This window comes from Alteromonas sp. ABH4_456 (assembly GCF_056160645.1).
The window spans coordinates 215,793-229,316 of record NZ_JBSWXO010000001.1; the positions used below are offsets into that span (position 1 = coordinate 215,793).

Annotated in this window: 11 protein-coding genes and 4 tRNA genes; 4 read left to right on the forward strand and 11 right to left on the reverse strand. The window is 48.9% G+C overall.

The window, feature by feature from the left end; all coding sequences use genetic code 11:
- Window positions 1–136 precede the first annotated feature (136 nt).
- Window positions 137–1,477 (forward strand): N-succinylarginine dihydrolase, encoded by a 1,341-nt coding sequence (gene astB, locus ACXAG2_RS01035; protein WP_474863934.1) that lies wholly within the window; start codon window positions 137–139, stop codon window positions 1,475–1,477.
- Window positions 1,478–1,548: 71 nt separating this feature from the next.
- Here astB and ACXAG2_RS01040 read toward each other — a convergent pair whose 3' ends face one another.
- Entirely contained in the window at window positions 1,549–4,188 is a 2,640-nt protein-coding gene (locus tag ACXAG2_RS01040; protein WP_474863936.1) for an Ig-like domain-containing protein, read from the reverse strand.
- A 120-nt stretch (window positions 4,189–4,308) separates the two neighbouring features.
- Here ACXAG2_RS01040 and ACXAG2_RS01045 point away from each other — a divergent pair, with 120 nt between their 5' ends.
- Window positions 4,309–5,655, forward strand: coding sequence for a dicarboxylate/amino acid:cation symporter (locus tag ACXAG2_RS01045; RefSeq protein ID WP_303574807.1), 1,347 nt, complete (start codon window positions 4,309–4,311; stop codon window positions 5,653–5,655).
- Between the two features lie 57 nt (window positions 5,656–5,712).
- Here the strand turns inward: ACXAG2_RS01045 and lolE are convergent, their stop codons facing one another.
- The 9 genes from lolE to dnaQ form a co-directional block, all read right to left on the reverse strand.
- A complete protein-coding gene (gene lolE / locus ACXAG2_RS01050; RefSeq protein ID WP_474863937.1) occupies window positions 5,713–6,948 on the reverse strand; it encodes a lipoprotein-releasing ABC transporter permease subunit LolE in 1,236 nt (411 codons plus the stop codon).
- Window positions 6,945–7,631 (reverse strand): lipoprotein-releasing ABC transporter ATP-binding protein LolD, encoded by a 687-nt coding sequence (lolD, locus tag ACXAG2_RS01055; RefSeq protein ID WP_474851371.1) that lies wholly within the window; start codon window positions 7,629–7,631, stop codon window positions 6,945–6,947. Before lolD ends, lolE begins: the two co-directional genes overlap by 4 nt.
- A 104-nt stretch (window positions 7,632–7,735) precedes the next feature.
- Window positions 7,736–7,812: transfer RNA gene (locus ACXAG2_RS01060), tRNA-Asp, on the reverse strand.
- A 23-nt stretch (window positions 7,813–7,835) separates the two neighbouring features.
- Window positions 7,836–7,912, reverse strand: a tRNA-Asp gene (locus ACXAG2_RS01065).
- A gap of 25 nt (window positions 7,913–7,937) precedes the next feature.
- A tRNA-Asp gene (locus ACXAG2_RS01070) sits at window positions 7,938–8,014 on the reverse strand.
- Window positions 8,015–8,044: 30 nt separating this feature from the next.
- A tRNA-Asp gene (locus ACXAG2_RS01075) sits at window positions 8,045–8,121 on the reverse strand.
- 16 nt (window positions 8,122–8,137) lie between these two features.
- The gene (locus tag ACXAG2_RS01080) at window positions 8,138–8,332 is read right to left on the reverse strand and encodes a hypothetical protein (RefSeq protein WP_474844334.1); all 195 of its coding nucleotides are present in this window, start codon (window positions 8,330–8,332) and stop codon (window positions 8,138–8,140) included.
- Window positions 8,333–8,364: 32 nt separating this feature from the next.
- Window positions 8,365–9,798, reverse strand: coding sequence for a TIGR03503 family protein (locus ACXAG2_RS01085; RefSeq protein WP_474863939.1), 1,434 nt, complete (start codon window positions 9,796–9,798; stop codon window positions 8,365–8,367).
- Complete coding sequence (dnaQ, locus tag ACXAG2_RS01090; protein ID WP_474863940.1) at window positions 9,774–10,490, reverse strand: DNA polymerase III subunit epsilon; 717 nt, start codon at window positions 10,488–10,490, stop codon at window positions 9,774–9,776. The genes ACXAG2_RS01085 and dnaQ overlap by 25 nt, the downstream gene beginning before the upstream one ends.
- Window positions 10,491–10,629: 139 nt before the next feature.
- On the opposite strand from dnaQ, the gene rnhA reads away from it, so the two are divergent.
- Window positions 10,630–11,094, forward strand: coding sequence for a ribonuclease HI (gene rnhA / locus ACXAG2_RS01095; RefSeq protein WP_474863942.1), 465 nt, complete (start codon window positions 10,630–10,632; stop codon window positions 11,092–11,094).
- A 236-nt stretch (window positions 11,095–11,330) separates the two neighbouring features.
- On the opposite strand, the gene ACXAG2_RS01100 is transcribed toward rnhA, so the two are convergent.
- The gene (locus ACXAG2_RS01100) at window positions 11,331–12,209 is read right to left on the reverse strand and encodes a LysR family transcriptional regulator (protein WP_474863944.1); all 879 of its coding nucleotides are present in this window, start codon (window positions 12,207–12,209) and stop codon (window positions 11,331–11,333) included.
- Window positions 12,210–12,309: 100 nt separating this feature from the next.
- On the opposite strand from ACXAG2_RS01100, the gene ACXAG2_RS01105 reads away from it, so the two are divergent.
- Window positions 12,310–13,383, forward strand: a complete 1,074-nt coding sequence (locus ACXAG2_RS01105) for a YeiH family protein (protein ID WP_474863945.1) — start codon at window positions 12,310–12,312, stop codon at window positions 13,381–13,383.
- The last annotated feature ends 141 nt before the right edge of the window (window positions 13,384–13,524 follow it).

The window sequence follows — 13,524 nt, forward strand, 5'->3', positions numbered from 1 at the left end:
AACCGTATAATGCCGCCAATTCAGTGAGCAAAAAAGACGGTTTATTTGCTGCCTTCCCCTGCTTTATTTGGGTTCTTACGCTAAATTCAAGCAACGGCCGGCAGTCATTCATGATCCATTTCCAAGAGGCAATCCCATGCAGCAATTTGAAGTAAATTTTGACGGACTCGTTGGCCCTACCCATAACTATGCAGGGTTATCAACCGGAAACGTTGCATCTCAAAATAATGCCAATGCTGTCAGCAATCCTAAAGAGGCAGCAAAACAAGGTCTGGCGAAGATGAAAGCGCTGGCTGATATGGGAATGAAACAAGGTGTTTTAGCGCCGCAGGAGCGTCCTGACATCGCCATGCTGAGACGTCTGGGCTTTTCCGGTTCAGATGCACAGGTTCTTGATAAAGCTGCAAAGCAGGCGCCTCAGGTCTTTCTTGCCTGTTGCTCCGCCTCAAGCATGTGGACAGCCAATGCAGCAACGGTTTCACCCGGTGCTGACACACTGGACGGCAGAATTCATTTTACCCCGGCCAATCTGACCAATAAGTTCCACCGTTCACTTGAACCGGCGGTAACCGGTGCCATTTTGCAGGCAACCTTCGATGATGACAAATACTTCGCTCACCATACTCACCTGCCCGATAACGAGCATTTCGGCGACGAAGGTGCGGCAAACCATACCAGGCTGTGTACTGAATACGGCAAAGCCGGTGTAGAGTTGTTCGTTTACGGCCGGTATGCGTTTAACCACAGTAGACCTGCACCGGTGCGTTACCCTGCAAGACAAACGTTTGAAGCCTCACAGGCTATTTCCCGCCTGCACGGTCTGAAAGATGAAAAAGTGGTGTATATCCAGCAGAATCCGGATGTGATTGATCAGGGAGTCTTCCACAACGACGTGATTTCAGTAGGTAACCAGAACGTCCTTTTCTATCATGAGCAAGCCTTTTTGAATACCGGCTCCGTACTGAAAGAAATTCGCCGCAAATTTGGTGAAAGTCCGCTGCACTTCATTGAAGTACCTACCAGTGCTGTTTCTGTAATGGACGCGGTCAGTACCTATTTGTTTAATACTCAAATCATCACCCTGCCGCAGGGTCACATGGCAATTATTGCACCGGCAGAATGTCAGGAAAACCCGGCAGTTTCTGATTATTTAAACACTCTCACAGCCATGGATACGCCGGTAAAAGAAGTGAAATACTTTGATGTTAAGCAGAGCATGCGAAACGGCGGTGGCCCGGCTTGTCTACGGTTACGCGTAGCCATGAATGAGAGAGAATTAAAGGCCGCAAATCCGCATACGCTGATGAATGACATCCTGTTTGCCCGTCTGAATCAGTGGGTGGAAAAACACTACCGTGACCGCTTGTCTGAACAGGATTTACGGGATCCCCAGTTACTCACAGAAAGCCGTACCGCACTGGATGAACTGACACAAATAATGAAACTCGGTTCGGTCTACCCCTTCCAGCAGGTTTAATTAATCTTACGGACAGGCAGATATGAAAAAGCCGTCACTTCAGGTGACGGCTTTTTTGTCAGAGAGCTGAATCACTCAGCATCTGTACATTGGTTACTCACTCCGAACGGACTGGAAGGTGGTTGAATATTTTCATTCGAAGCATCATCTGCAGCGATTGCGAACAGATACTTCATACTCGCACTGGCTTCACTACCTGTAGACTGTGCAAATACAGAAATCTCAGCTTCGTAAAATCCGGCATATTCTCTGGGATAACGGAGTTCCAGCGTTGCCTGCCCATTTTCATCAGTTTCGTTGATACCATCCTTGAATGTCAGTGAACCAACAATACCGGGAGTCAGGAAAGTATCGCGGTTAATGTCTTCACCATTGGAAAAGTCTGTAGTATCCGAAGCCAGGCGCTGAGCATTAAAATTACCTGAATCTAAAATACCGTTTCCGTTAATGTCTTCGTTCACACATTCAGCAGTATAGGTACCCAGAATATTCCCGTCAGAATCTACATCACGGATAACCCATACAGGGTCAACCCATACCCAGTATCCCTTGTAGAATTCACCACCATCGGCATATTTTACAGGTGTAGACGATGCTGTCAGCGACACCCCTTCAATTGGCTGTCCCACCGAATCCGTTACAAACACAGCAAACTCTTTCAGGTATGTTGTGCTATCGGGTTTTTCAATTTCATTACCGGTACCGATTGATACGTCAAATGCCCGGTTTCCTACAGTCAGTGTTACATCGCCGGTTACAGCGACATCATCAACCACTGTTGCTGTTACCATCACCGCATCTTCGCTGGTTACTGCGCCGGATGTGAATACTGTTGAAGCAATACCGTTACTGTCAGTGGTTGCCTGTGACGGTGAAATGGAACCGGTACTGGTGTCGTTCACTGTAAAGCTGACAACTTTGCCTTTCACAAGGTTGCCCGCAGGGTCACGGACTATCGCAGTAATGGTACTGGTTTGTCCGTCAGGGCCAATCTGATCAGGAGACGCATCCACATAAAGGCTGTCAGCATCGGTGGCAATAAACTCTATATCAACTGTCGCACTCACTTCATTACCGTCACCGTCCACGCCGGTTGCAGTTACAGAAGATAAGCCGGCATTGGTTGACGCGATATCAAAGGACAACTCACCGTTAGCGTCGGTAGTACCGCTTTCATCGCCCGGGCGAATATCACCACGGGATGCAGTAAAAGTTACTGTTCCGCCGGCAAAAGGGGCATTGTCTTTGTTCCAGCTTACTGTCAGTGTGGTGTAATTCGCTTCTTCATAGCTGTCATCCGGTGCAACAGCCACTTCTTCCGCAGGCACAGTGGTAAAGGAAAAGTCATCTTCCTGTACGGCGACTGTGAAACTGCCAATGGCATTCAACGCAGACGCTGTGACCGTGGACGAACCTGATACAGTACCGGTAAATTGGACGGTAGCCTGACCATTCGCGCCAGTTGTGACAGATGACGCTGATAATTCGCCGGATGTTGCAGCCAGTTCGATGGCCTGATTAGGAATATTTGTGCCATCCGAGTCCTGAACCCGCAACGTCAGAGTGGTGGAATCATTAATAGTAATTGAGCGGGCACCGTTAATAGTGACCTCAGTGCCTGAAATCTCAATGTCGATGGTTTGCGTCAGGTCGCCGGCGGCGGCAGTCACGGTGACAATGCGGTTAGCTGCATTATTCTGGCTGGTCAGTCTGGCTGTTGCCGTACCGTTTTCCAGTGTCTGGCTGTCAACCTGCTGAATTTCTACACCGGCTGAAGAAGGTGCAGAGAATGACACATCAACCCCTTCCATTAATACGCTCTGAGCATTTTTAACCAGTGCAATTAATTCAATGTCATCTGAACCGCTGGAAGCCAGTTGTACTGAAGTGGTGTACAACTCAAGAACAGCCGGCACTTCCGTGATCACAGAAGCGCCTTCAGAGGAAAAAGTGGTAGAAGCAGTAGTCCCGTCAGGTAATGTAGCGGTGACTTCACCGTCACCTGAGGCACTGCCAACAGCAAGGCCGATAGTCGCCGCGCCGGTATCATCAGTGCGGGCGGTAGCCGTGTCGTTTGAGAAAGTGGCAATATTTTCATCAGATAACGTGAAATCAATCAGAGTATCGGTAAGAGGATTATCGAACTGGTCGGTAACACTGACATTGAGGGTCAGTGCATTGTCTGATGCAAGATTACGGTCGGCCTCACCTGCCTGGTTTACCAGAGTCAGCGAAATTGTGTAGACCGCGTTTTCATCCGAACTGCTGCCGGACGAAGTAAATGTCGTTGTGCCTTCAGTACCATCAGGTAAAGTGGCTGTGATCTGACCATCACCGGCCGCTGTGCCAACGGTAAGATCAATAGTAGCGACACCGGCATCATCTGTACGCGCCGTACCGGTATCATTACCGAAAACAGCCAGTTCTTCATTAGATAATGTGAAGGTAATTAAGGTGTCTGCGAGCGGCGCCCCGTCATTGTCAGTCACTGTCGCGTTCAGTGTGAGCGGGTTATCTGTCGCAAGATTACGGTCAGTCTCATCATTCTGGTTTACGAGAGCAAGGGAAACCGTGTAAGTTGAGTCGGTGTCGCCAGAGTCTCCTGAGCCGCTACTGCTGTCGGATTCACGCTCTAACGAGCCGCCGCCTCCGCAGGCAAATAATAAGAACAGCATACTGAACAGCGTCAGAGACTGGGAAAGTGTTTTCATAGTTGTCTTCCTGGACCTCTAGTAAATGACAATACTGAAATATTTTTCATTTCAATCTGATAAGATTCTGGCACACTAAAGCTATAACAAAATCAATAACATTGTTGTTAGGGAACCCACATGTCTCAATCTGCTAATAAGCTTAGCCTCACTGCCAGAATCTTTATCGGCATGGGCGCCGGAATCATTACCGGTTGGTTACTTCAGCTTCTTTTCGATAATAGCGGAGATTTTCGCTTTTCGATATTCGGCTTTGAGTTTTCCACGTATACCTTTTTGGTAGAAGGTATATTCTCCACAATCGGTGCTATCTTCATCGCCAGCCTGAAAATGTTGGTTGTCCCGCTAGTGTTTATCTCACTTGTATGCGGTACGTGCAGTTTATCTGACCCGGGAAAACTGGGTCGTCTGGGCCTCAAATCCGTATCGTTATATATACTCACAACAGCTATCGCAATTACACTGGCCATCAGTCTGGGATTAGTTGTCAGCCCCGGCAGTAACGTATTAATGCCTACAGATGCAAGCTATGTGGCTAAAGAAGCCCCCTCCTTCTCTCAAGTTATTATTAACATGTTCCCTACCAACCCCATCAAATCCATGGCGGAAGGAAACATGCTGCAAATTATTATCTTCGCCGTGTTGTTCGGTGTAGCTATGGCGATGACCGGCGATGCCGGCAAACGTCTGGGCGCGGTATTTGAAGATTTAAACACGATTATCATGAAGCTGGTCACCATTATTATGAATCTGGCGCCATACGGTGTGTTCGTATTAATGGCTAAACTGTTCAGCACCATCGGTGGTGATATGCTTGGCAGTCTCGCGAAATACTTTTTTCTCGTATTAGTCGTGCTTATTCTGCATGGTACGATTGTGTATTCAGTGCTTCTTAAAACCATGACCGGTCTGAGCCCGTTTACCATGATTAAGAAAATGCGCGACGCCGCCCTGTTTGCCTTCACCACATCCAGCAGCAGCGCCACCTTACCGGTGACCATGGAAACTGCACGTAACAAACTGGGCGTGGGCAAGTCGGTTTCTTCTTTCACGCTTCCACTGGGATCAACCATCAACATGGATGGTACTGCCATTATGCAGGGTGTAGCCACCGTGTTTATCGCACAGGTTTATGGTGTGGATCTGACACTTGGTGATTACATCATGGTGGTCTTCACCGCCACACTGGCTTCAGTAGGTACGGCAGGTGTGCCGGGCGTAGGCCTTATAATGCTTGCTATGGTACTGCAACAGGTGAATCTGCCTGTGGAAGGTATCGGTTTGATTATCGGTGTCGACCGTTTACTGGATATGACCCGTACTGCCGTTAATATCACCGGTGACTGTATGGTTTCCTGTGTGGTGGCAAAGAGTGAAGGCGAACTGGATGAAGCGGTTTATAATGACCCGGATGCCGGCATAAAAGAAGAAACGGTGGACTTCGAACACTTCGATAAAAATGCTTAAAAAAAAAGGTGGCCCCGGCCACCTTTTTTTATATTCACAGAGCACGCATAATTATTGTTATCCGTTCAGTGCTCTTGCCGGATCAACCTTTACTGCCCTTGAAGCCGGATACCATGTTGCCAGCAAACACAATACAAAGGCAGTCGATACAGTAATAACCACGTCCTGCCACTGCAATTCTGACGGCAGAAAATCGATAAAGTAAATATCTCCGGACAACACCGTTATGCCTGTCAGCTTTTCAATAAAAGCGACAATGGCAGAAAGATTAGGCGCCACGAATACCGCTGCCACGGTGCCGCAAACAATACCTGTCACACCGTTGATAAGGCCCTGAATCATGAATGTGCGGCGGATAAGACTGTCTCCTGCCCCCATGGTTTTCAGGATTGCTATTGCTCCCTGTTTTTCTCTGACGGCCATCACCAGAGTGGACACAATGTTAAAACAGGCTACGGCAATCACCAGGGTCAGTGAAATCATCACAACAACACGCACCAGTTGAATGTCGTTATAGAGGTGTCCCTGGGTACGCATCCAGTAGGAAATATAAACCGCCTGGCTGAAATCGTAACCAATACTGCGCATGGTATCATAGGCATCGTAAGGGTCTTTCAGCATAAAACGCAGGCCCTGGGCACCGGTGGTTACGCCGGATTCTTTTGATGCGGTGTTCAGGTGCATCATCGCCAGGTAGTTATCCATTTCACCGCCCACGTTCAGACTGCCTGCCACAGTAAGATGCATCAGATGGGGGGCTTTGAATGCCATATTATCTGTCGCTGTCGGGATCAGAACACCAATGCGGTCACCAGCCGATAACGACAGTTTCTGCATCAGTCCCTGCCCCAGCAAAATTTGATCATCGCCCGAGGTAAACTGTTGCCAGCCGGCTTTCGTCACCTGATCCCGCCAGCGGTCATGACTGGCGCGGCTGATATCAAGACCGGTAATTTCGACGGCTTTCAGGCTACCCTTATGCTGCAACATGCCGGTGATTTTTGTATAAGGCTCAATGCTCTCCACTCTGGGATCCTGCTCAAGGCGGGCTATCTCTTCTTCCCAGTTTTCAATGCCTTCACTGTTAACGGCGTAGAGTTCGCCATGAGGGATAACAGCAAGAATACGGTTCAGCAATTCCCGTTCGAAACCGTTCATCACCGACAGCAAAACAATGAGCACAAAACAACCCAAGCCAATCCCCACCGTCGAAGAGAAGGAGATAAAAGAAATGTAGCCATTTTTTTGCTTGCCGCGCCGGAAACGCGAAGCAAGCTGCCATGCCAGATTCAACCTGCCGCCTCCCCGTGAAGCAATCCGTCCTTAATATGCAAAGTACGGTTCATTCGTGCAGCCAGCGCATTATCGTGGGTCACGACAACAAAACTGGTGCCCAGGCTTTCACTTAGAGATGTCAGTAAACCGTAGACCTGCTCGCCGGTTTTGTTGTCCAGATTCCCGGTTGGCTCATCGGCCAGAACCAGAGCGGGACGATTTACCAGCGCACGGGCAATTGCCACCCTTTGACGTTCACCACCTGATAACGCGGATGGCTTATGCATCAACCGGTGCGTTAACCCCACCTGTTCCAGCATGTCAGTTGCCGCCTGTTTTGCCTTTTTTTCCGGCATACCGCCAATCAGTAAGGGCATGGCTGCATTTTCCAATGCTGAAAACTCAGGGAGAAGATGATGGAACTGGTAAATAAAACCAATTTTCTGATTGCGCAGTGCCGCCAGCTGAGACGGTTTCATACCTGTCATAGACTCGCCATGAAACCAGACTTCACCTTCATCAGGTTTGTCCAGGCCGCCGAGAATATGCAGTAAGGTACTTTTGCCTGAACCCGAACTGCCTAGTATAGCGACATGCTCAGAGGTCTGTACGGTAAGTGACACATCAGAGAGAACCGGCGTATCGGTTTCGCCATCATGATAAGTTTTTGAAATCCCGCGACACGCGAGTAGTGCATCCATATGAAATCTAGCTTCCGGAAGTAATTCTACCTGAGCGAATACTAACGTGAGGGATGCAAATGACCAACAGAAAGCGTTGAAAAACAGATAACTTTAGAGGAAAGTGGCGGAGCGGACGGGACTCGAACCCGCGACCCCCGGCGTGACAGGCCGGTATTCTAACCAACTGAACTACCGCTCCACTGGGAAATTGTGTCTCTTGAATGGCGGAGCGGACGGGACTCGAACCCGCGACCCCCGGCGTGACAGGCCGGTATTCTAACCAACTGAACTACCGCTCCACACAAGAGAAGGCGCGAAACTAAATGGCGGAGCGGACGGGACTCGAACCCGCGACCCCCGGCGTGACAGGCCGGTATTCTAACCAACTGAACTACCGCTCCGAAGAACCATATTAGTTTTGCTATTGAAAGTGGCGGAGCGGACGGGACTCGAACCCGCGACCCCCGGCGTGACAGGCCGGTATTCTAACCAACTGAACTACCGCTCCACTTTTTTCAATTTTTTCAGCAGCTTGCAGATTCTTTATTGAAGTCTCTGCCCTGACTGCGGCGCAGATAATACGTATTCCCTATGGTCGAGTCAACGGTTTTTTTAGATAAAATGTGCCAACATGCATCGTTTGCCTGATTATTCGCCATAATGATGTAATAACCACCGTATAGCATGCTGGCAGGGCCTGCAAACCGTGTTTCTGCCATATAAGTCACCTGGTGAAAACCACACTGCCCGACTACTTTTCTTCGCTGTCAGGCTTCTTCTTTTTAAATTTCGACAGTAAACCAGCCAGCATACCCGGCTTTTTCTCTTTATCTTCTGCGCCTGTAGTAGCCTGAGGCGCTGCCGGAGCAACCGCAGGTTTTGCAGCCTTTTTCCGCTTCCATACAATAAAGCCTACAATGAGCACACCAATCAGGATTATCGAGCCGTTTACCACTGCAATAAGCATGATCATTGTGCCGTCATCCATTCCGGGTTCTTCCGGTGGCAGTTGTACAGACGGTATGGATGGCGTATCTTTTAATAATGCCGCTTCAAGATCCCCTGCTCCCCCTGTCACAGGCGCTTCGTCACTCTCTTCGCCGCCGGTTTCGCCTAAAAATGTATATTCCGGCACATCGAGGATCACGTCCCTGCCATCGGTGGTGCTCGCGTAAGCAGTGATCTTTACTCTGAACAAACCGTCTTCATAGGCAAGGATCCGGTGTAGGCGGGCTTCAGATGAAGGTTCAGTAATGGAAAAGTTCTGAATATCGCCATTGGGAAATCTGACCTTTCCGTCTATCAATAACGATTCAATATCAATCTGGTCACGGACCACATCAATATGTAAATCGTGGTAACCCTGTTGTCCGTCATCCAATGTTTCACTCAATACCACAGGGTTCGGGTGTAACATGATAACCGGATCAATTTGTTCACGGGAAAACATGGGAGTGTCCACGGTGAAAACAGGACGCCACTCACCGGAAGGGATTGCCAGATTAAACTGACCGGTGAACACGCCATCTTCCGGCGCTTCGTCCATGCCCCTGCCATTGTCTTCAAAGGTGGCGATAAGTTCGTCTTTCGCGCCAAAGTTATCAAAATTCGGATTATTGGTACTTTTGAGCTCGATGGACAAGTCAACCACTTCACGGAAAGCCGAATAATCAATGGGCTTGCCACCATTAGTCAGATAGGCGGTTTGTTTGAGCACTTCACCGGAGAATATAACTGCCGGCAGAGGATCGGCATGAAGCTCAATGCCTGAAAGTACCATCACCCGGCTTTCCGGTAACACCTGCCCTACAGCCTGCCACGGTCCCGGCACCGGATTTTTTATCTTAATCATGTCGAAGGTATCATCGTCATACCATTCCACATTATTTTTTTCAGCCTGAGAGGAAAATATCTTAGAGCCGTCTGGACGCACCAGTACCACCGGTGCTGAGCCAAATTCACGGAAGAAAACCATTGTCACTTCGTCCACTTCATGATCGATGCGGAAGCGGTTACGAAGCAAAAGAATAGAATTTTGATAATCATCACCCAGTGCGGTTAACGCACTGGTATCGACAACCGGTTCATCACCGGCCTGCTGCGCTGACAGCGAAAAGCTGCCGGCAATAAAAAATAGCCAGACAGAAGTTAAAAAAGAAATTAACTTTCGGGAGTTGCTCGCCACAAACACTTTCCACCGCTCTTTTGCACAATATCCAGTCGTGCCTCATGTTGTTCTAATTCATCGGCGGAGGCGCGGATAACCTTTAATTTATTTCCGTTTCTCTGAATACGCCGGATCCCCTGAGTATCACCGCTTCCTTCACTGTTCTGGCCGGCCAGATTCAATTTTGTCTGGCCACCGGTCATCAGCAGATAGACATCAGCAAGAATTTCGGCATCCAGCAAAGCGCCGTGAAGTTCACGGTGACTGTTGTCTATTCCATAGCGCCGGCACAATGCATCGAGGTTATTTTTCTGCCCCGGATGCATCTTTCTGGCCAGAGATAAGCTGTCGAGCACAGAGCAGATATCGTGAGTTTTGACCCCGGCAGTGGGAGCATTCATACCGAATTCGTGATCCATAAAGCCGACGTCGAAGGCCGCGTTATGAATTACCAGCTGAGCACCGGTGATAAAGTCGATAAAGTCCTGCGCCACGTCTGCAAACGAAGGTTTGTCTGCCAGAAATTCATTGGTAATCCCGTGAACTTCAATCGCTTCCTGTTCAACAATTCGCTGAGGGTTAATGTACACATGAAAATGATTGCCGGTGAGTTTGCGGTTAACAACCTCAACACAGCCAATTTCAATGATACGGTGACCTTCTTTAGGTTCGATACCCGTGGTTTCTGTATCGAGCACGATTTGACGCATGTCTGCAACACCTTGTTTTATCTTATAGTTGCCGGGTGCCCCGCGAATTTCAGATTTTCGCTGGCACAGGCGGTTTCAGTTCTTTAGTATACCAGGACATTATCCCGGAAACACATTTCTGACGTAAAAAAGGCCCTTCATGGCAAAGAAAAAAATCGCGATATATACCGATGGTTCCTGTTTAGGCAACCCCGGACCAGGCGGGTATGGCGCTCTGTTGATATTCGGAAAACACAAAAAAGAAATCAGTGAAGGTTTTAATCAAACCACCAATAACCGCATGGAACTGATGGCCCCCGCTGCCGCACTGGAATGTCTGACAGAACCCTGCATTGTAGACATTACCACCGACAGTCAGTACGTTAAAAACGGCATAAACCAGTGGATCAAGAACTGGCGCAAAAACGGCTGGCGTACTGCCGATAAAAAGCCGGTAAAAAATGCAGATTTGTGGAAGCGTCTGGACGAAGCAGTGAAGAAGCACGATGTGGACTGGCACTGGGTTAAGGGCCACTCCGGCCATCCGGAAAATGAGCGGGTTGATGATTTAGCCCGTGAAGCTGCAGGCAATCCTACGCAGGACGATACCGGTTTTTCCGGTTAATTCACCGGTGCAAAGAAAACCTCGCGGATACAGAGATGATTATCCTTTTGAACGCAACACCTCAGGCATGTATTTTGAGTAACGCAGGGTAAATTCATGGATGATTCAAAAATCGTTTTAGTCACTGGTGGTAGCCGCGGTATTGAGGCTGCTACTTACAGAATGTTTGCCGTAAAGCAATATAGGGTTTTATTTAAAGCAGTGTTCAACCCAATCGAGCCCTTATGCTGCATTACTTACGCCCGACTCAGACTTAAAAAAGCGATGGCAGCGGGTGAGCGGGGACGGGTGTTATGGGTCATGCAAAACAGAGAACGCGGCTCCGGCTGATGCAGCGCCTTAACAGGTAAGCGCTGAACGCTGTTGAGCGCCAGCAATGGCGCAGCCACCACATCGGGCAGCAGCGCGATACCCATCCCGGCGGCAACAGCATGAATAATGGCTTCGTTACTGCCCAGCGTTATGGTCTGAAACGGCGCAATCTGATGTGCGAGAAAATACTGTTCATTCACACTACGCGTCCCTGAACCGGGTTCCCTGACTAGCCAGGTCGCCTGCTCAAGTGCCGGTATATTTTTCTCGGGGGATGCGCCGGTGCTAACGCAGAACAGACTTAACGGCTCGCTTTTCCAATGTTCACAATGAATAAGTGGATGAACAATTTCACCTTCCACATAACCCAGTTCAATATCATTTTGCAGAAGCGCCTGTTCAATGTGCGAAGAGTTAGCCACGTTCAATGATATATCGATATCAGGATGGTCACGGTGAAACCGGGCCAGAAAGTCGGTTAACCAGTAACTGGCCACGGTTGTACTGGCACCGATATTGAGCTGTCCGCGGGTGAGTCCGGCGCGGGCTTTTAAGTCCTGCTCGGCGGCTGCTTCAATCGCAAAAATTCCCGTAGCGTGTTCCAGCAAGGCAAGGCCTGCTTCGGTCAGGCGAATCGTTTTGCCTTTACTGGCGCGTTCAAGCAATGGCAGGCCTGCAATGTGCTCAAGCTCTCTGATCGCTTTTGACACCGCCGGCTGACTAATAAAAAGCGCCTCTGCTGCCAGTGAAAAGCTACGCTGAGTAGCCACTGTATAAAATACCCGCAAACCATGCAAATTCATTGTATAACCTAAAGTTACTCAAAAATGAAAATAGTGTATTTGAGTAATAGTAATGCCGGGCGTAGATTAAATGCAACTTCAGCTATTGCAGGAAAGCGCCATGCCATCACCAATACACCCAGACAATCCGAACACGGACAATTCTCGCCATCTTGCGGGCGGCCTGATCATTGTGTTGCTCATCGCTGTTGGCGCGACAGGCCTGGCCCGGCTGGAGTGGTTTTCCCAGGCCGGTATCAGCCCGCTCACGCTGGGCATAGTGATAGGTATGCTGGCGGGCAACCTGATTACGCCGGGCCTGTTAAAGCACATTGATACCGGAGTAGAGTTTGCCAAAAGCCGGATTCTTAAAACCGGTATTGTGCTATTTGGATTTCACTTTACGTTCAGCGAGGTTATTGATTTAGGGTGGATTGGCTTATTGATCGACCTGGTTATTATGTCGGGTGTATTCACGGTGGCCTACATTACTGGTCGGAGACTACTTAAACTGGACAGTCACACCAGCCTGCTGATAGGTGCAGGTTCGGCTATTTGTGGTGCTGCAGCCATACTGGCGACAGCCCCTGTGATTAAGGCAAAAGCTGATAACGTTATTATTGCCGTGGCCACTGTGGTTATCTTTGGTACCACCAGTATGTTCATTTACCCGTTTATCGGTGCGTATCTGGGGTTATCTGACCATGCTTTTGGTATATATGCCGGCTCTACCATTCATGAGGTCGCGCAAGTGGTTGCCGCCGCCAGTGCGGTCAGCCCCGACGCAGCACAGGTAGCGGTGCTGGAAAAAATGATCCGGGTGATGTTGCTGGCGCCTTTTCTTATTGTACTGGCAGTGCTGCCTGCACAACGCGCGCAGGCAACCAACGACTCTAAACAGAACTTGTCAGCAGGCAGACACAATTTTCCACTGGCCCAGATGCCCTGGTTTGCCATTGTTTTTTTACTGGTCATTGCCCTGAATTCTCTGGGCAAGCCGGACACAAACGTAATTGCCCCACTATTAGAACTGGATAATGTATTACTGACAATGGCGATGGTGGCATTAGGATTAAAGACCCATCTCAAAGTAGTGCGGCAGGCCGGCATGAAACCACTAATACTGGGGCTGGTGTTATTTATCTTCCTGATTGGCGGGGGAGCGCTTATTAATAAGTTTTTATTTTTTGTGTAAGCGTTTCTATACGTTACGGCTTTTTGAACACTTTACCAGTCACTGCCTGGCAGAGTAGTGTATAAAATTATAACAAACAGGCACGTATAAGCGCTCCTGAATAAGGAAAATAAAGGTCTGTGAATTTTATTCAAAAATAAC

Excerpts from the sequence above, each read along its gene's own strand:
- rnhA (WP_474863942.1), top strand. The coding sequence starts at position 10,630 with ATGGCAAAGAAAAAAATCGCGATATATACCGATGGTTCCTGTTTAGGC.
- ACXAG2_RS01100 (WP_474863944.1), bottom strand. The coding sequence starts at position 12,209 with ATGAATTTGCATGGTTTGCGGGTATTTTATACAGTGGCTACTCAGCGT.
- ACXAG2_RS01105 (WP_474863945.1), top strand. The coding sequence starts at position 12,310 with ATGCCATCACCAATACACCCAGACAATCCGAACACGGACAATTCTCGC.
- astB (WP_474863934.1), top strand. The coding sequence starts at position 137 with ATGCAGCAATTTGAAGTAAATTTTGACGGACTCGTTGGCCCTACCCAT.
- ACXAG2_RS01045 (WP_303574807.1), top strand. The coding sequence starts at position 4,309 with ATGTCTCAATCTGCTAATAAGCTTAGCCTCACTGCCAGAATCTTTATC.
- dnaQ (WP_474863940.1), bottom strand. The coding sequence starts at position 10,490 with ATGCGTCAAATCGTGCTCGATACAGAAACCACGGGTATCGAACCTAAA.
- ACXAG2_RS01080 (WP_474844334.1), bottom strand. The coding sequence starts at position 8,332 with ATGGCAGAAACACGGTTTGCAGGCCCTGCCAGCATGCTATACGGTGGT.
- ACXAG2_RS01040 (WP_474863936.1), bottom strand. The coding sequence starts at position 4,188 with ATGAAAACACTTTCCCAGTCTCTGACGCTGTTCAGTATGCTGTTCTTA.
- lolD (WP_474851371.1), bottom strand. The coding sequence starts at position 7,631 with ATGGATGCACTACTCGCGTGTCGCGGGATTTCAAAAACTTATCATGAT.